Raw genomic sequence first — 17,336 nt, 5'->3', positions numbered from 1 at the left:
TGGGGACCGTTGCGATGGAAACGCCCGAAACGATCCTCAGCGTCAAGGACCTTCGCGTCCGCTTCCGCACGCTCGACGGCGCGGTCGAAGCGGTCAAGGGCATCAACATCCACGTCAAGGCAGGGGAAACCGTTGCCGTGGTCGGCGAATCGGGATCCGGCAAGAGCCAGACCATGATGGCGGCGATGAGCCTGCTGGCGTCCAACGGCGAGGCGACGGGTCACGTCGATTATCGCGGCCGCAACCTTTTGACCATGAGCAAGCCCGACCTCAACAAGGTGCGCGGCGCCAAGATCAGCATGATCTTCCAGGAGCCGATGACCTCGCTCGATCCGCTCTATTCGATCGGCAACCAGCTGATCGAACCGATCCGCAAGCACCGCGGCCTGAACGCAGCCGAGGCACGGAACGAGGCGCTCAAGCTGCTGCGGCTTGTGCATATTCCCGATCCCGAGCGGCGGATGAAATCCTATCCGCACGAAATGTCGGGCGGCCAGCGCCAGCGCGTCATGATCGCCATGGCATTGGCCAACGACCCCGACATCCTGATCGCCGACGAGCCGACGACGGCGCTCGACGTCACCATCCAGGCGCAGATCCTGGTGCTGCTCGCCGAATTGCAGCGCAAGCTCGGCATGGCCATCGTCTTTATCACCCACGATCTCGGCATCGTCCGGCGCTTTGCCGACCGCGTCTATGTCATGCGCTATGGCGAGGTGGTCGAGGAAGGCGAGGCGGAAGCACTTTTCGCCAACCCGCAGCATGCCTATACCAAAATGCTGCTGGCGGCCGAACCGACCGGCACCAAGGCGGCGCCGCCGCCCAGCGCTCCGGTGCTGCTGGAGGGCCGCAATGTCGAAGTGACCTTCAAGATCGGCGGCGGCTTCCTTGCCGGCGAACCGCTGCTGCTACGCGCCGTCGATCACATTTCGATCCGGCTGAAGCGCAACCAGACCATCGGTATCGTCGGCGAGTCCGGTTCGGGAAAATCGACGCTCGGCCGCGCACTTCTGCGCCTGTTGCCCAGCGACGGTGTCATCCGCTTCGGCGACCGCGACATCTCCACCGCCGACCGCCATGCGATGCGGCCGCTGCGACGTGAGATGCAACTCGTCTTCCAGGATCCGTTCGGCTCGCTGTCGCCGCGCATGACCGTCGGCCAGATCATCACCGAAGGGCTTCTGGTGCATGAGCCGAACCTGTCAGGCAAGCAACGCGATCAGCGCGCCGTCGAGGCCTTGCTCGAGGTCGGCCTCGACCCCAACGCACGCAACCGCTACCCGCACGAATTCTCCGGCGGCCAGCGCCAGCGCATCGCCATCGCGCGTGCCGTGATCCTGAAGCCCAAACTGGTGGTGCTGGACGAGCCGACTTCGGCGCTCGACCGCTCGGTGCAGAAGCAGATCGTCGAATTGCTGCGCAAGCTGCAGGCCGACCACGAACTGTCCTACCTCTTCATCAGCCACGATCTCTCCGTGGTGCGCGCCATGGCCGACTACATCATCGTCATGAGGCAGGGCAAGATCGTCGAGGAAGGCCCGACCGAACAGATATTCAGCAACCCGCAGGCCGCCTACACCCAGACGCTGATGGCTGCGGCGATCGATGTCACGCGCTTCCGGCTGAGTGCTTAAGGCGTGACGTTGAGCAGATAGTCAGGGTAGGGCCAGTTCGCTTAGCCCGCTGACCTGGGACATCTGTTGGCTCTTGTCGCGACAATGGCCTCTTGCCGCTGCTTCAGCAGTTCGATTCTGGCCGTCTCACGCTTGGCCACTGCGCTCTTCACGCGCGTGCCGCCGAGCAGCCAGTTCGGCACGCTGGTGTTGGCGACCTTGCCGCGGGTGATGGCGGTTTGCGAGATGTCGCGCGCGGTATCGCCTACGGCGGTGTTGAGCTCGGCGCATGTCATGCTGTCGTATTTCGCCGGGTTCACCGCGCTGCCCAGCGATGAGCAGCCTGCCGCCAGGGACAAAGCGAGCAGCGCTGACAGCCGGCTTGAAATCAACAAATTCATCTTCCGCAAACCTCGTTCCGGCCGCTGTCTCGGCGGCATTCCTATTATCGAGGTAGCGCGGAAGGTTGTCGCGTCAAAACACCATGCTGACAGCGACGCCGACGCGGCCGGTTTGCATCAAGCTATCTTGTGGGTCGGGAGAACAAACACCTAAGTGTCTGTTTTTTCTGGTCGGAGTGGCAGGATTTGAACCTGCGACCCCCTCGTCCCGAACGAGGTGCGCTACCAGGCTGCGCTACACTCCGTGACCAGACCGCGGGCTTATAGCTGCCGCATACCGTTCCTGCAAGCGGCAATGGCAGCGCTTCTGTCGCATTTCGTTGGCTTTCGTTGGGCATCGCCGCAAAGCTTGGCTTTCCCTCCCGGGATAAACCCGGCTTAAAGCCTTGTGTGCTAAGTCGCAGCCCCGATAGATCGTGTTTTCGCCATCTGGAGCTTTGCTGCCTTGCCCCTGAAAATCGTAGGCGACGCCCGGCCCAACAGCTTCGAATTCGAAACCGAAGCGCTGATCAAGGCGTCCGGCTTTCGCGAATACGACGCGCGCTGGTGGTTTGGCCATGCCGGTTCGACGCAACCGCCGGACCTGAACCTGATCGGCGTCCAAGCGTTGGGCATGGGCCTGGGCACTTTGATCCGCCGTCTTGGCGCGGGTCCCGACATCGTCACCGGGCATGATTTCCGTTCCTATTCGCTTGCCATCAAGCTGGCGCTGGTTTCCGGCCTGATGGCTGCGGGCGCAAAGGTGAAAGACATTGGCCTGGCGCTGTCGCCCATGGCCTATTTCGCCCAGTTCGCGCTCGACGCGGCATCCGTCGCCATGGTCACGGCATCGCACAACGAGAATGGCTGGACCGGAGTCAAGATGGGTGCGGCGAGGCCGCTCACCTTCGGACCGGAGGAGATGAGCGCCCTGAAACAGATCGTGCTGTCGGGCGATTTCGATCTTGCCGGCGGTGGCTGCTACGAATTCGTCTCCGGTTTTCGCGAGACCTATCTCGACGATCTGGTGAGCGACAAGCGCATCGCGCGAAAGCTGAAAGTCGTGGCCGCTTGCGGCAACGGCACCGCCGGCGCCTTCGCGCCACAGGCGCTGGAGCGCATCGGTTGCGAGGTGATCCCGCTCGATGTCGAGCTCGACCACACTTTTCCGCGCTATAACCCCAACCCCGAAGACATGCAGATGCTGCACGCCATCCGCGACAAGGTGCTGGAGACCGGCGCCGATGTCGGGCTGGGCTTCGACGGCGACGGCGACCGTTGCGGCGTGGTCGACAATGAGGGCAACGAGATCTTCGCCGACAAGGTGGGCGTCATGCTCGCGCGGGACATATCAACCCAATACCCCGGCTCGACCTTCGTCGTCGATGTCAAGTCGACCGGCCTGTTCAACACCGACAGCGTCCTGCGCGCCAACGGCGCGAAGACAGATTACTGGAAGACCGGCCATTCCTACATCAAGCGCCGCGTCGCCGAGCTTGGCGCCGTCGCCGGATTCGAGAAGTCGGGCCATTTCTTCTTCAACCCGCCGATCGGCCGCGGCTATGATGACGGTCTCATCACGGCAATAGCCATTTGTGAGATGCTCGACCGGAACCCCAGAAATTCGATGGCCGATCTCTATCGCGCGCTGCCGCTGACCTTCGGCACGCCGACCATGTCCCCGCATTGCGCCGACGATGTGAAATACGGCGTGGTCGATCGGGTGGTGGCGGACTTCCAGGCGATGCAGCGCGCCGGCAAGACTTTTGCCGGCCAGAAGATCGCCGACCTGATCACCGTCAACGGCGTGCGCGTCGTGGCTGAGGACGGCACCTGGGGGCTGGTGCGGGCGTCATCGAACAAGCCGGAGCTTGTCGTGGTTGTCGAAAGCCCGACATCGTCCGACCGCCGCCGGCAGATGTTCGAGGCCGTCGACGCCGTGCTGCGCCGCAGCCCCGAAGTCGGCGCTTACAACCAGACGTTCTGATTGGACCTTTCATGAGCGAGCGCATCGTCAGTTTTGTCATGAGCGGCGGTGTCGGCTCGCGGCTGTGGCCGCTGTCGCGCGAGGACAACCCGAAACAGTACCACGATCTTTCCGGCGACGGCTCGATGCTGGCCAAGACACTGCGCCGGCTGACGGCGCGGCCGGAGGGCGAAACGCCGATCTTCTTGATCGCCGCCGAGCGCCATGCCGAGCGCGTGCATGCCGACCTTGCCGGCCTCGACCTCGCCGGCGGTGGCCCGCTGTTCGAGCCGACCGGGCGCAACACGGCTGCCGCCGTGGCGCTGGCCGCGCTGCGCACATTGTCGGAGTTCGGCGACAGCCTGGTGCTGGTGGTGCCGTCAGACCACGAAATCGCCACGCCCAAGCAGTTCTGGCAGAGCGTCGAGGCGGGCAGCCAGGCAGCGCTTGCCGGCCGTCTGGTGGTGTTCGGCATCAAGCCGACGCAGCCCGAGACCGGCTATGGGTATATCGAAGTCGCAGCCGAAAGCGGCGGCGTCTTCGACGTGTCGCGCTTCGTCGAAAAGCCCGACCTCGCCACTGCGCAGAGCTATCTCAGTGCGGGCACCTTCTACTGGAACACCGGCATTTTCCTGTTTCGCGCCGGCGCCATGCGCGACGCCTTCGCCACCTTCCAACCCGACATCTGGCAGGCCACCGAAACCGCCTACAAGGCGGCAACGAGCGACCTGTCCGGCCTCTATATGCCGCTCGACCTCTACGCCGCCATCCCGTCGAACTCGATCGACTACGCCATCATGGAACGGGCCAAGGACATCGCCATGGTGCCGGCCGGCTTCCGCTGGAACGACCTCGGCTCCTGGCAGTCGCTGCTCGATGTCGGCCCTGCCGACGCCAAGGGCAATGTCGTCGTCGGCGATGTCGTCGCCATTGATTGCGAAAACTCCTACATCAGAAGCGACGGCCGGCTTTTGTCGGCAATCGGTATGAAGGATGTCGCCATCGTCTCGACGGCGGACGCCACCTTCGTCGCCCCGGTCAGCCACAGCCAGCACGTCAAGAAAATCGTCGAGCAGCTGGAAAAGTCGGGCCGGCTGGAAACCAGGTTCACGCCGGCACACGACCGCGTCATCGAGAGCGGCGCCTGGCGTCGGCGCGTGCATCACTGGCTGTTCGAGGAGACCTTGCCGCTGTGGTCGACTTCAGGCGTCGATGAGCGTCATGGCGGTTTCCACGAGGCGCTCGGCTTCGACGGCGAGGCGCTGTTGAAGCCCAAGCGCATGCGCACGACGGCGAGGCAAGTCTACGCCTTCGCCGTTGCCAAGGCCCGCGGCTGGGACGGTCCAGCCGATCGCCTGATCTCCCATGGCATCGCCTTCATGGCCGGCAAGGGCCGCACGGACCGGGGCGGCTGGGTGCGCACGCTCAATGTCAACGGCTCCGTCGCCGACCCAACCGAGGATGCCTACGACCATTCCTGCGTGCTGCTGGCGCTGGCGCATGCGCATATGTGCGGCGATCCGGATGCGCTGCGGCTGGGCCAGGAGACCTTCGTGTTCCTCGACGCGCATCTCGAGGACAGCCGCATGACCGGTTTCCTCGAGACGTCGGACGGGGAGGGCGAGCGGCGCTCCAACCCGCATATGCATCTGCTCGAGGCCTTCCTCGCCTGGTATGAGGCGACCGGCGACCGCACCTATCTGCGCCGCGCCGCGCGCATCATCGACCTTTTCCGCAGTCATTTCTTCGATGCCGAGAGCTGGACGCTGGGCGAATATTTCGACGCCGGGTGGAAGCCGGCCGCCGGCGAGAAGGGCACATGGACCGAGCCCGGTCATCATTTCGAATGGGCCTCGCTGCTCACCGATTTCGTCGCCCGCAGCGGCCAGGGCGAGTTGAGCAATTTTGCCCGCAAGCTCTACGCCTCGGCCATCGCCAACGGCCTCAACCGCGCCACCGGCCTTGCCTACGGCGCGGTCTCCAGACAGGGCCTGCCGCTCGACCTTGTGTCGCGGAGCTGGCCACAGGCCGAAGCGATCAAGGCGGCGATTGCGCTTGACGGTTCAGGTGGTCCCGACCTCAAGCCGGAAATCGAGGCGCGCGTCGGCCGCCTGTTCCGCTGGCACATCGATCCGGCCCCGCTCGGCCTGTGGATTGACCGCATCGACGAACGCGGCCGCTCCTTGGCATCGGACGTGCCGGCCAGCATCTTCTATCATCTGGTCTGCGCGCTGACGCAGTATCTGGACGGCACGGCGCAGAAGGGGTGAGGCGTTGGAGCTGCCAATCTCCCCCCTTGCGGGGGAGATGCCTGGCAAGGCAGAGGGGGGTGCTGTCCCGCCGACGTCTCAGCTACTCGAAGATCAGACCAAAGGTGGCGATCCGTCACACCCCCCTCTGGCCTGCCGGCCATCTCCCCCGCAAGGGGGGAGATCAGCTGTCACTTCGCTTTCAACCCTCAATACGGGCTCGCCACGTCCCCGGTCTCGACATACACCGCCTTCAGCTGCGAATAGAGCGCTAAAGCCGCCAGCGAGTTCTCGCGCCCGATGCCGGATTGCTTCACCCCGCCAAACGGAATTTCCACTGGCGTCAGATTGTAGGCGTTGATCCAGCAGGTGCCGGCCTGCAGTTCGGCGATCACCCTATGAGCGCGCTGCAGGTCGCGGGTGAAGACGCCGGCGGCGAGGCCGAATTCGGTGTCGTTGGCGCGGTCGATCACCTCGTCCTCGCCGTCGAACTTCAGCACGCTCATCACCGGCCCGAAAATCTCCTCGCGCGCAATGCGCATCTTATCGGTGACACCGGTGAACACGGTTGGCTCTACAAAGAAGCCGCCATCGAACCCTTGCAGCGACGGCACGTTGCCGCCGCAGGCGAGCGTTGCTCCATCCTGCCTGCCGGCCGCGATGTAGGAAACGACCTTCTCCTGCTGCGCCTTGTTGACCAGCGGCCCCATCTGCGTCTCAGGATCGAGCGGATCGCCGATGCGGATCTTTTTCGTCCGCTCGACCAGCCGGTCGACGAAGCGGTCATGGATGCCGCTCTGCACGAAGACGCGCGTGCCGTTGGAGCAGATCTGCCCGGTCGAATAGAAATTGCCGAGCATGGCGCCGCCGACGGCGTTTTCGAGATCGGCATCGTCGAACACGATCAGCGGCGACTTGCCGCCGAGCTCCATGGTAGCGTGCTTCATCTTCGAGCCGGCGAGCGACAGCACCTTGCGGCCGGTCGGCACCGAGCCGGTCACCGAAACCTTGGCAACGACATCATGGCCGACGAGGCCGGCGCCGACATCGCCATAGCCTTGCACGACGTTGAACAGCCCGTCGGGCAGGCCCGCCTCTGAGTAGATCTCGGCCAGCGCCAGCGCCGACAGCGGCGTGTTTTCCGAAGGCTTGAATACCATGGCGTTGCCCATGGCGAGCGCCGGAGCGGATTTCCAGCCGGCGATCTGGATCGGACAGTTCCAGGCGCCGATGCCGACGCACACACCGAGCGCCTCGCGGCGCGTATAGGCAAAAGGTCCACCAAGATCGATCGCATCGCCGTTGAAGGCGGCAACCGCGCCGCCGAAATATTCGAGGCAGTCGGCGGCCGATAGTGCATCCGCCACCAGCGTCTCCTGGATCGCTTTGCCGGTGTCGAGCGTCTCGATCCGCGCCAGATCGGCGTTGCGCGCGCGCAAAATGTCGGCGGCGCGGCGCAGGATGCGGCCACGCTCGACCGGCTTCATCCGCGCCCAGGCCGGTTGTGCGGCCCGCGCAGCTTCGATGGCGAGTTCCAGCACGTTCGGCGTCGCCGAATGCAAGGTGGCGATGACCTCGCCGGTCGCCGGATAGATCACCGGCAGCGGCGCGCCGCCTTCGTCCTCGATGTAGCGGCCGTTGACATAGTGCGATGCCGTTGGCTGGGCGCGCATATGAATTCTCCAATGGTCTTGGCCGGACAATGCCCTATCGATCCGCCACCTGCCAGCGCGGATTGATCCAGGGTTCCTGGTTGGACGGCGCCAGTGGCGTGCGGCCGAGAATGTGGTCGGAGGCCTTCTCGCCGGTCATGATCGACGGCGCGTTGAGGTTGCCGTTGGTCACCCGCGGGAAGATCGAGGAGTCGGCGACGCGCAGGCCGTCGACGCCGATGACCCGGCACTCCGGATCGACCACGCTCATGATGTCGTCGGCGCGGCCCATCTTGCACGTGCCGCACGGGTGGTAGGCACTCTCGGCATGATCGCGGATGAAGGCGTCGAGATCCTCGTCCGACTGGACGTGCGAACCCGGCGAGATTTCCTTGCCGCGAAAGCCGTCAAAAGCCTTCTGGCCGAAGATCTCGCGGGTCAGCCGGATGCAGTGGCGGAACTCGGTCCAGTCGTCTGGATGCGACATGTAGTTGAAGCGGATGACCGGCGTCGCTTTCGGGTCGGGCGAGCGCAGCGTCACCGAACCGCGCGACTTCGACCGCATCGGCCCGACATGCGCCTGGAAGCCATGCGCCTTAGCCGCCGCCTTGCCGTCATAGCGCACCGCCGCCGGGATGAAGTGGTACTGGATATCGGGGTAGTCCACACCGGCCTGCGAGCGTACGAAGGCCGCGGCCTCGAAATGGTTGGTGGCGCCGAGGCCGGTCTTGAAGAACAGCCACTGCGCCCCGATCAGCGTCTTGGAGAATGGGTTGAGAACCGAATTCAGCGTGATCGGCTGGGTCGATTCTTGCTGGATGTAGAGCTCCATATGATCCTGCAGATTGCGGCCGACACCGGGCCGGTCGGCCACGACCTGGATGCCGTTCTCCGTGAGATGCGCGGCCGGGCCGATACCGGATAGCATCAGGATCTTGGGCGAATTGATCGACGATGCGGCGACGATCACCTCACGTCGTGCCTTAACGAACTGAATCTGTTTGTGAGCTTCGATCTCGACTCCGACGGCACGCTGATTCTCGATGATCACCCGGCGGGCGAAGCCTTTGACCACGCTGACATTTTGCCGCTTGAGAGCCGGCTTCAGATAGGCTGATGCCGCCGACCAGCGGCGGCCGTCGCGTATGGTCTGCTCCATCGGCCCGAAGCCTTCCTGCTTCGAACCATTGTAGTCGTCGGTCAGTTCGAACCCGGCTTGGCGGCCGGCCTCGACAAAGGCGCCGTAGAGTGGATTCTTGCGCGGGCCGCGCTGGACATGCAGCGGGCCGCCGTGGCCGCGCCAGCCGTCCTCGCCGCCGTCACTGTCCTCCATGCGCTTGAAATAGGGCAGCACGTCGGCGAAGCCCCAGCCGGCCGCCCCCTGTTCGGCCCAGTGGTCGAAGTCGCGTGCATGGCCCCTGACATAGACCATGCCGTTGATCGAGGACGAGCCGCCGATCACCTTGCCGCGTGGCGTCGCCAGCACGCGGCCGCCGAGATGCGGCTCCGGTTCGCTGGCAAAGCCCCAGTCGTAAAGGCTCATGTTGAGCGGGATCGACAGCGCCGACGGCATCTGGATCAGCGGCCCGATATCGGTGCCGCCGAACTCGATGACGATGACCGAATGCTTGCCGTCTTCCGACAGCCGGTAGGCCATGGCCGAGCCGGCCGAGCCGGAGCCGATGATGACGAAATCTGCTTCAAGCATGGTTCACATGCGCCCATCGTTCATATGCGAAATAAAATCGGCGAGAGAGACATTGCCGCCGGTAGCCATGACCAGGACGGTTTTACCCGCCACATCCACCTTGCCGCCGAGCAGCGCCGCCAGCGACGCGGCGCCTGACGGCTCAAGCACCAACTTCATCCGCTCGAAGGCGATCTTCATCGCTTGCCTAACCGATTGGTCGTCGACGGTGATGCCGCGCACGCCGGCGGTCTTGACCGCCGCGAACGGCGCGTCGCCCGGCCGCCGCGACATCAGCCCGTCGCAAATCGATTTCGGCGCGATCGGCATGGTCTCGATGGCGCCATGCGCTAGCGATGAACCCATGCCGTTGAAGCCTTCCGGCTCGACGCCGATGATCTCGGTTCCCGGCGACAGATAGTGGAAGGCGAGCGACATGCCGCCGATCAGTCCGCCGCCGCCGACCGAGCAGAACAGAAGGTCGGCGCTGGCGTCCTTTGCCTCGAGTTGTTCGAGCGCTTCGAGCCCGGCGCCGGCCTGGCCGGCAACGATCTCCGGATCGTCGAATGGATGCAGCAACGCCAGCCGTTCGGTCTCGGCAATCTCGCGGGCCTTGGCGGCTGCGACCTCTTCACGGGCGCGCTCGCCATGATCGGTCAGCACGACGCGCGCGCCATAGCCTGCGGTCGCATCGCGCTTGGCGGCCGGCGCGTCGAGCGGCATGACGATGGTGACGGGAATGCCGAGCGCCTGGCCGGCGGCTGCCAACCCTTGCGCGAAATTGCCGGAGGAGTAGGCGACGACGCCTTTTATGGCCTCATCCGGCGACAGCCGCTTCAACCGCCAATAGGCGCCGCGCACCTTGAACGATCCCGCCCATTGCAGCGATTCCGGTTTGATGAAGACGCGGGCCGCACCCGTCTCCTTGGCCAAGGCTGTCGATTCCAGCAAAGGCGTGATCTGCGTCGCCTTCGACGTCACGGCATAGGCCTGTCTGAGGTGCTCGAGGGAGGGGACAATTGTCATCATTCGCCTCGCGGAAAGCGTTTCTGTTCCTCGAGATTGTCGAGGTTCATGTGGTTGCGCATGTAGCGTTCCGACGCCTTCTGCAGTGGCTGGAATTCCCAGGGGTAATGCGTGCCGTTGCGCAGCGCGGGATAGACCACCCAGCGCCGCGCCTGGCTGGTACGCACGGCGGCGTCGAAGGCGGCCATGTCCCAGCGCGCTCGTACGGCTCCCGTGAAGGCCGCCACCAGATCGGCATGCGCCGGATCGGTGGCACGATTGGTGCGTTCTTGCGGATCGGCTTCGAGATCGAACAGAAGCGGCGGGTCGATCTCGCAATGGATGAATTTGTAGCGGCCGTCGCGGATCGCCACCAACGGCGCGGTGGAGCCCTCGGCGGCATATTCCATCAGCACCGGCGCGCTGCGCGGCTCGCCATCAAGCAGCGGCAGCAGCGACTGCCCGTCGGTCCACGGTGCGATGGCGGAGATGTCGATGCCGGCGAGGTCGCACAATGTCGGCGTCACGTCGAGGTTGGAGACCGGCGCCTCGATCAGCCCTGCAGGAATGCCTTTGCCGGCGATCATCAAAGGTACTCGCGCCGAGCCCTCGAAGAAATTCATCTTGAACCACAGGCCGCGCTCGCCAAGCATGTCGCCGTGGTCGGAGCAGAACAGGATGATGGTGTCGTCCAGCATGCGCGTTCGCTCCAGCACTGACATCAGCTCGCCGACCTTGTCGTCGAGATAGGAGATGTTGGCGTAGTAGCCGCGCCGCGAGCGGCGGATCTGCTCCGGCGTGATGTTGAAACTGTCGTAGTCGCTGGCCCGGTAAAGCCGTTGCGAATGCGGGTCCTGATGGGCATAGGGGATGAATCCCACCTCCGGCTCAAGCGCCGGACAGTCTTCATAGAGATCCCAATATTGCCGCCGAGCGACATAGGGGTCGTGCGGATGGGTGAAGGAAACCGTCAGGCACCAGGGCCGGCTGGCCTCGTCCTCGGAGGTGCGGGCAAGATCGTAGAGTTTTTGCACCGCGTGGAAGGCGACCTCGTCGTCATACTCCATCTGGTTGGTGATCTCGGCAACGCCGGCGCCGGTGACCGAGCCCAGATTGTGATACCACCAGTCGATGCGCTCGCCGGGCTTGCGGTAATCCGGCGTCCAGCCGAAATCGGCGGGATAGATGTCGGTGGTCAGCCGCTCCTCGAAACCGTGCAACTGGTCCGGCCCGACGAAATGCATCTTGCCCGACAGGCAAGTGTAGTAGCCGGCGCCGCGCAGATGGTGGGCATAGGTCGGGATCGAGGAAGCGAATTCGGCGGCGTTGTCATAGACCTGGGTGCGCGACGGCAATTGCCCGCTCATGAAGGCGGCGCGGCCCGGCGCGCAAAGCGGCGAGGCCGTGTAGTTGTTCTGGAAGCGCGCGGCACGCGCGGCCAGCGCCTTGAGGTGCGGCGCATACAGGAAGTCCGCCGGCCCGTCCGCAAACAGCGTGCCGTTGAGCTGATCGACCATGACGATCAGGATGTTGGGTCGCCTTGATATCACTGAGGCTGTCACTGTGTCTGTCGCCCGCCGAGTTTGATTTCGAGATAATCTTCGACCAGCGCGATCGCGGTTTGAGCATCCGGCACGCCGTCCTTCAGCGCGCGCCTGATGTACAGCCCGTCGATCATCGCCGCGACCGCTTCCGCCGCGCGGTCGGCTTCGTTGCGCGGCAGTATGCCGATCAGTCCGCTCATCAGGTTGGACTGTAGTCGCCGCGCATAGACCCTGAGCAGCCGGCGCAAGGCCGATGATTTCTGGGCCTCGACATAAAAGGCGAGCCAGGCGGCAATGGTTTCCGGTCGGAACTGGATGTCGGAGAAGTTGACGGCCACAACCGCCGAGACGCGTTCGCGCGGCGAGCCGGCCGATTGCAGGGCGCGCCGCATGTCGATGGTCAGCTCGGCCAGTATGTGCCGCATCGTCGCCAGAAGGAGCTCGTCCTTGGCGCCGAAATAATGATGGGCGAGGGCTGAGGATACACCGGCACGGCCGGCGATCTCCGACATGGTCACATCAAGCGAGCCGCGCTCGCCGATCGCCGAGATCGTCGCGTCGATGAGCGCCTTGCGGCGCAACGGTTCCATTCCGACTTTCGGCATTGGGAGATCCAGATCAAAACAGAGATTATTTTTTATTGACGGATCAATCAATAAAAAACTCGCGCTCGGATCAATCGATCGTGTCGCTCTGGCCCATCCCTTGGACTGGAAAACGGTTCACTGTTGAACAATATTAGAGGGTGATGCCGCGCTATGACATGTTAGGCTTGCGGCGAACGGAGGTTGCCATGACCGGATGCATCGTCGGCTGGGCGCATTCGCGCTTCGGCAAGCTTGAAGGCGAGACGCTCGAGGGCCTGATCACAAAGGTCGCGGTCGACGCGCTCGACCATGCCGGCATTGGCCCGGACGAGGTCGACGAGATCGTGCTCGGCCATTTCAACGCCGGCTTCTCCCCTCAGGATTTTACCGCCAGCCTGGTGCTGCAGGCCGATGACCGGCTGCGCTTCAAGCCGGCGACGCGGGTCGAGAACGCCTGCGCCACGGGTTCGGCAGCGGTCCGCCAAGGCATCCGCGCCATCGACGCCAATGCCGCCCGCATCGTGCTGGTGGTCGGTGCCGAGCAGATGACGACGACGCCCGGCCCCGAGATCGGCAAGAACCTGCTCAAGGCTTCCTATCTGCCGGAAGAGGGCGACACGCCGGCCGGTTTTGCCGGCGTCTTCGGCAAGATCGCACAGGCCTATTTCCAGCGTTATGGCGACCAGTCGGATGCGCTGGCGATGATCGCCGCCAAGAACCACAAGAACGGCGTCGACAATCCGTACGCGCAGATGCGCAAGGATTTCGGCTACGAATTCTGCCGCCAGGAAAGCGAGAAGAACCCCTTCGTCGCCGGTCCGCTGAAGCGCACCGACTGCTCCCTGGTTTCCGATGGCGCCGCCGCCCTTGTGCTGACCGACACCTCGACGGCGTTGAAGATGCGCCGCGCCGTCGCCTTCCGCGCCAACGAGCATGTCCAGGATTTCCTGCCGATGTCGAAGCGTGACATCCTGTCCTTCGAAGGCTGCGAGCAGGCCTGGAACCAGGCTTTGAAGAAGGCCGGCGTGACGCTCGACGACCTCTCCTTCGTCGAGACGCATGACTGCTTCACCATTGCCGAACTCATCGAATATGAGGCGATGGGCCTGGCCAAGCCGGGCGAGGGCGCCAGGCTGGCGCTGGACGGCACGACGGCAAAAGACGGCAGGCTCCCGGTCAATCCTTCGGGCGGGCTGAAGGCCAAGGGCCATCCGATCGGCGCCACCGGTGTGTCGATGCATGTACTGACCGCCATGCAGTTGACCGGCGAAGCAGACGGCATCCAGGTGCCGGACGCAAAGCTTGGCGGCATCTTCAACATGGGTGGCGCTGCCGTCGCCAACTACGTTTCCATCCTCGACCGGATCAGGTAGAAGCGGCCCGTATATTTCGGGGTGGTGATGACAAATCCGGTTCTGGTCGAAGTCTTGCGCGGCGCGATCGTCGAGAGCGCCCATCGCGGCGCTGTCGCAATCTTCGACGGTGACGGCAAGCCTGTCCTGGGGATCGGCGATACGGCGCGGCCGGTGTTTCCGCGCTCGGCGGTCAAGGCGATCCAGGCGCTGCCGCTGGTTGAAACGGGTGCCGCCGATGCGTACGGCTTCGGCGACCGCGAACTGGCGCTGGCCTGCGCTTCGCATTCGGGCGAACCCGCGCATGTCGAACTGGCGCAGGCGATGCTGGCCAAGGCCGGGCTCGACAAGTCGGCGCTGGAATGCGGCGCGCATTGGCCGTCGAGCCACGACGCGACGATCGCACTGGCCCGCACAGGCGTCTCGCCGAACGCACTGCACAACAATTGCTCGGGCAAGCATTCCGGATTTCTCTGCACCTGCGTGCACTCAGGGATTGCCCACCAAGGCTACGTCAAGGCAGGCCATGGTTTGCAGGAGATGGTGCGCGACGCCATGCAGGCGGTGACCGGCGCTGCCCACGATGCGGATCACCGGGCAACCGATGGCTGCTCGATCCCCACCTATGCCGTGCCGCTGAAAAGTTTTGCCCTTGGCTTTGCCCGCATGGCGACGGGCAGGAGCCTTGGCCCTGAGCGCGCCAAGGCGGCCAAACGCCTGCTGTCTGCCTGTATGGCCGAGCCTTTCCTGGTCGCCGGCACCGGCAAAGTGGATGTGGCGCTGATGCAGGCCGCGCCCGGCCGCATATTCGTCAAGACGGGCGCCGAGGGTGTCTATTGCGCTGCCGTTCCGGAGCTTGGCCTCGGCATCGCGCTAAAATGTGATGACGGCGCCGGCCGCGCCGCCGAGGTGATGATTGCCGCTGTGCTGGCAAAACTTCTCAGCGCCGACGGCGCACTGGAGGCGAACCTTCTGGAGCGGGCCAATCCGCCGATCGAAAGCCGCATCGGCGCCAAGGTCGGCTCGCTGCGGCCGACGACGGCGCTCAGCTGACCCTGTTTCGCTCGACCGTCAGATGCGCATAGCCGCTTACGCTTGACCGCGCGAGGTCGCCGGTCGCCGGTTCGGCCCAGCGCTGGCCGATGATGGCGCCGTTCTTGGCGCCGTCGATGACGTTGTCGGAAATGATGGCGTTCCCAGCGCCTTCTACCACAGTGACGGCGATGCCGGTTCCGGCCTGACGGATGATGTTTCCCGTCGCCACAACATTGCGCATATAAGCGCCCCAGCCGATCTGCATGCCGTAGAGCGGCGCGTTCTCGATGACATTGCCCGAGACGGTGGTGTCGGCCTCGACGCTGATACCGACGCCGAAGCCCGGCGCGTCGGCGGGGTAAGGGCCGGCGGTCGAGAGGTTGCGCACGATGTTGTTCGAGCAGACACCCATACGGCCGCCCTCGTTGAAATTGACGATCGAGATGCCGTTAGCGGCACCATCGACGATGTTGTTGCCGATGATGGCGCCTTCGAAGGAGAATTCGGAATAGAGCGCCGTTTCGCCCGACCGCGAGCAGGTGTTGCCGGTCATCTGCAGATTGCTGGAACTGTTGGCGCGGATTGCCGAGAAGGCGCAGTCCGAGACGATGTTGCCGGTGACCGAGACATTGCCGGCACGGAATGCGTTGATGCCATTGCCGTTCTGCCCGGTGCCGCCGCTGCGCGCGCCGATCCGCTGCACGCGGTTGCCGCTGACGATCGTGCCGTCCTCGGCCTGCTGCCAGCGATGGACAAGAATGCCGCCATTGCCACAGTCGGATACGGCATTATCGGATATCGCCAGGCCAGCGGCCTCGACGGAGTAGATGCCGGCGTCCGCAGCCCCCGAAATCTCGGAGCGCTCGACGCGGCCCGACGCATGCTCCAGCGCCAGCCCATGCTTGCAGCTGCCGGTGATCGTGCAATTGTCGATGACGAGATGGGCGACGCGGCGCAGGTCGAGCAGGCCTTGCGCATCGTCGGCCAGCCCGCCGTTGGCGCCGTCGAAGACCAATGCGGTGAACTCTATATGCTCGGCCTGTTCGGCCGTCAGCAAATGGCCATTGCCGCCATAGAGGATGCGCGAGGCGCCCGGCACGCCCGAAAGCCTGACGCGGGCGGGCAGGGTCAGGTTGGACACGACATAGGTGCCCGGCGGCAGGAACACCGGCGCATTGCGCTGGCTTGCCTCGGCTAGCATCCTGGCGAAGGCCCTGCTCTGGTCGTCCGGTGCGTCCGGCTCCACGCCAAGCTCGGCGGCATTGATCGAGCCAAGCGCTGCCGTCTTCGCCAAGGCGTTGTCCAACGAAAGGCCGAGCACCGCAAAGCCGACAGTCCCCTTGAGAAGCGTTCGTCTGTTCAACATCGGCACAGATCCCTGCGATGAAACGGTTCTTCGCAGGAATTGGGCCAGCCGCATAGGCTCCGCTCCGCCGTAGCCCGGTCAATGATCGGTCAGGCAACTGGCTTGTACAGTCGCCGAAGCGGGCCTAAGTTTATCCGATGAGCAGGGCTTTTACCCGCGAGGAAGACAGCGAAAACGCCATTGCCGGCATCGGCGAGCGGCCGATCAGCCAACACCGCAATCTGGTGACGGAGCGCGGCCTGGCGATGATCGAGGACAATCTGGCCGATCTGCGCGACATCTTGGCGAAAGCCGAGCGAAAAGCCGATCGCGAGCGCATTGCCGTTGTCTCGCGCGACCTGCGCTACTGGACAGCGCGCCGCGAAAGCGCCGAGCTTTCCGTGCCGGAACCGGGCAGCGATCAGGTGCGCTTCGGCATGGGTGTCACGCTGGAAGGCGATGACGGCAAGAAAGTGCACTGGAAGATAGTCGGCGAGGACGAGGCCGACCCCTCAAAGGGCAGCATCTCACACGTCTCGCCAATGGCCGTGGCGCTGTTCGGCAAGAAGGTCGGCGACGTCGCAAGCGTCAACGGCAAGGAATGGGAAATCCTCAAGCTGTCGGACGCCTGACGCCAGCTCACCCTATTTGCACAGCCAGCTTTCGCAACGCGGGCTCATACTTGTCCATGACATCGCGAGCAGCACGTATTTGCCGTTCGACGTCGTCACACGGCACCGGCCTTAGGATGATGCCGTCGTCGGTTTCGATGATCTGGAGTTCATCGCCCATTTGCAGGCCCAAGCTGTCGAGAGTTTCCCGCGGCAGGATTACAACGCCCGATCCGTCCTCAAGTCCGTGAATGATGGTGTTCATAGCTATACCATAGGTTGCGCCCGATATTGTAACGCAACTTTGATA

The 17,336-nt window shown here is 64.2% G+C and carries 14 protein-coding genes and 1 tRNA gene; 6 read left to right on the top strand and 9 right to left on the bottom strand.

Annotated elements, in window-relative coordinates; genetic code table 11:
• The first annotated feature begins 14 nt into the window (after window positions 1-14).
• Window positions 15-1,634: an ABC transporter ATP-binding protein gene (locus X733_RS146795; protein ID WP_023819218.1), complete on the top strand. Its 1,620-nt coding sequence runs from the start codon at window positions 15-17 to the stop codon at window positions 1,632-1,634.
• A gap of 41 nt (window positions 1,635-1,675) precedes the next feature.
• On the opposite strand, the gene X733_RS146800 is transcribed toward X733_RS146795, so the two are convergent.
• Together X733_RS146800 and X733_RS146805 are read right to left on the bottom strand one after the other, a co-directional pair.
• Window positions 1,676-2,014, bottom strand: a complete 339-nt coding sequence (locus X733_RS146800; RefSeq protein ID WP_023684572.1) for a hypothetical protein — start codon at window positions 2,012-2,014, stop codon at window positions 1,676-1,678.
• A 168-nt stretch (window positions 2,015-2,182) separates the two neighbouring features.
• Window positions 2,183-2,259, bottom strand: a tRNA-Pro gene (locus tag X733_RS146805).
• A 200-nt stretch (window positions 2,260-2,459) separates the two neighbouring features.
• Here X733_RS146805 and X733_RS146810 point away from each other — a divergent pair.
• On the top strand, window positions 2,460-3,980 hold the full coding sequence (locus tag X733_RS146810; RefSeq protein WP_023819217.1) for a phosphomannomutase/phosphoglucomutase: 1,521 nt from the start codon (window positions 2,460-2,462) through the stop codon (window positions 3,978-3,980).
• Between the two features lie 11 nt (window positions 3,981-3,991).
• On the top strand, window positions 3,992-6,229 hold the full coding sequence (locus X733_RS146815) for a mannose-1-phosphate guanylyltransferase/mannose-6-phosphate isomerase (protein ID WP_023819216.1): 2,238 nt from the start codon (window positions 3,992-3,994) through the stop codon (window positions 6,227-6,229).
• A 188-nt stretch (window positions 6,230-6,417) separates the two neighbouring features.
• On the opposite strand, the gene betB is transcribed toward X733_RS146815, so the two are convergent.
• From betB to betI, 5 genes are read right to left on the bottom strand one after another with little or no spacing between them, the layout of a single operon-like run.
• Complete coding sequence (gene betB, locus X733_RS146820; RefSeq protein ID WP_023819215.1) at window positions 6,418-7,881, bottom strand: betaine-aldehyde dehydrogenase; 1,464 nt, start codon at window positions 7,879-7,881, stop codon at window positions 6,418-6,420.
• Between the two features lie 34 nt (window positions 7,882-7,915).
• Window positions 7,916-9,568: a choline dehydrogenase gene (gene betA / locus X733_RS146825; protein ID WP_023819214.1), complete on the bottom strand. Its 1,653-nt coding sequence runs from the start codon at window positions 9,566-9,568 to the stop codon at window positions 7,916-7,918.
• Between the two features lie 3 nt (window positions 9,569-9,571).
• The gene (locus tag X733_RS146830; protein ID WP_023752766.1) at window positions 9,572-10,576 is read right to left on the bottom strand and encodes a threonine/serine dehydratase; all 1,005 of its coding nucleotides are present in this window, start codon (window positions 10,574-10,576) and stop codon (window positions 9,572-9,574) included.
• A complete protein-coding gene (gene betC / locus X733_RS146835) occupies window positions 10,573-12,102 on the bottom strand; it encodes a choline-sulfatase (RefSeq protein WP_023819213.1) in 1,530 nt (509 codons plus the stop codon). The genes X733_RS146830 and betC overlap by 4 nt, the downstream gene beginning before the upstream one ends.
• An 8-nt stretch (window positions 12,103-12,110) precedes the next feature.
• Window positions 12,111-12,701 (bottom strand): transcriptional regulator BetI, encoded by a 591-nt coding sequence (betI, locus tag X733_RS146840; protein WP_023752764.1) that lies wholly within the window; start codon window positions 12,699-12,701, stop codon window positions 12,111-12,113.
• A 188-nt stretch (window positions 12,702-12,889) separates the two neighbouring features.
• Between betI and X733_RS146845 the strand changes: the two genes are divergently transcribed.
• Both X733_RS146845 and X733_RS146850 read left to right on the top strand, forming a co-directional pair.
• The gene (locus tag X733_RS146845; RefSeq protein WP_023752763.1) at window positions 12,890-14,056 is read left to right on the top strand and encodes an acetyl-CoA acetyltransferase; all 1,167 of its coding nucleotides are present in this window, start codon (window positions 12,890-12,892) and stop codon (window positions 14,054-14,056) included.
• 27 nt (window positions 14,057-14,083) lie between these two features.
• Complete coding sequence (locus X733_RS146850; RefSeq protein ID WP_023752762.1) at window positions 14,084-15,088, top strand: asparaginase; 1,005 nt, start codon at window positions 14,084-14,086, stop codon at window positions 15,086-15,088.
• Here X733_RS146850 and X733_RS146855 read toward each other — a convergent pair.
• On the bottom strand, window positions 15,081-16,436 hold the full coding sequence (locus X733_RS146855) for a TIGR03808 family TAT-translocated repetitive protein (RefSeq protein WP_023752761.1): 1,356 nt from the start codon (window positions 16,434-16,436) through the stop codon (window positions 15,081-15,083). The two genes, X733_RS146850 and X733_RS146855, sit on opposite strands and share 8 nt — an antisense overlap.
• Window positions 16,437-16,573: 137 nt before the next feature.
• Here X733_RS146855 and greA point away from each other — a divergent pair, with 137 nt between their 5' ends.
• Entirely contained in the window at window positions 16,574-17,047 is a 474-nt protein-coding gene (greA, locus tag X733_RS146860) for a transcription elongation factor GreA (RefSeq protein ID WP_023742677.1), read from the top strand.
• Window positions 17,048-17,054: 7 nt separating this feature from the next.
• Here the strand turns inward: greA and X733_RS146865 are convergent, their stop codons facing one another.
• On the bottom strand, window positions 17,055-17,291 hold the full coding sequence (locus X733_RS146865; RefSeq protein ID WP_023742676.1) for an AbrB/MazE/SpoVT family DNA-binding domain-containing protein: 237 nt from the start codon (window positions 17,289-17,291) through the stop codon (window positions 17,055-17,057).
• Window positions 17,292-17,336: the final 45 nt, after the last annotated feature.

The organism is Mesorhizobium sp. L2C066B000, from assembly GCF_000502335.1.
GTDB lineage: Bacteria > Pseudomonadota > Alphaproteobacteria > Rhizobiales > Rhizobiaceae > Mesorhizobium.
This window is presented reverse-complemented; position numbering and strand designations above follow the sequence as displayed.

Coding starts and splice junctions, on each gene's coding strand:
- betA (WP_023819214.1), bottom strand. CDS start 9,568: ATGCTTGAAGCAGATTTCGTCATCATCGGCTCCGGCTCGGCCGGCTCG.
- greA (WP_023742677.1), top strand. CDS start 16,574: ATGAGCAGGGCTTTTACCCGCGAGGAAGACAGCGAAAACGCCATTGCC.
- X733_RS146845 (WP_023752763.1), top strand. CDS start 12,890: ATGACCGGATGCATCGTCGGCTGGGCGCATTCGCGCTTCGGCAAGCTT.
- X733_RS146830 (WP_023752766.1), bottom strand. CDS start 10,576: ATGATGACAATTGTCCCCTCCCTCGAGCACCTCAGACAGGCCTATGCC.
- X733_RS146795 (WP_023819218.1), top strand. CDS start 15: ATGGAAACGCCCGAAACGATCCTCAGCGTCAAGGACCTTCGCGTCCGC.
- betI (WP_023752764.1), bottom strand. CDS start 12,701: ATGCCGAAAGTCGGAATGGAACCGTTGCGCCGCAAGGCGCTCATCGAC.
- betB (WP_023819215.1), bottom strand. CDS start 7,881: ATGCGCGCCCAGCCAACGGCATCGCACTATGTCAACGGCCGCTACATC.
- X733_RS146800 (WP_023684572.1), bottom strand. CDS start 2,014: ATGAATTTGTTGATTTCAAGCCGGCTGTCAGCGCTGCTCGCTTTGTCC.
- X733_RS146850 (WP_023752762.1), top strand. CDS start 14,084: ATGACAAATCCGGTTCTGGTCGAAGTCTTGCGCGGCGCGATCGTCGAG.
- X733_RS146865 (WP_023742676.1), bottom strand. CDS start 17,291: ATGAACACCATCATTCACGGACTTGAGGACGGATCGGGCGTTGTAATC.
- X733_RS146855 (WP_023752761.1), bottom strand. CDS start 16,436: ATGTTGAACAGACGAACGCTTCTCAAGGGGACTGTCGGCTTTGCGGTG.
- X733_RS146815 (WP_023819216.1), top strand. CDS start 3,992: ATGAGCGAGCGCATCGTCAGTTTTGTCATGAGCGGCGGTGTCGGCTCG.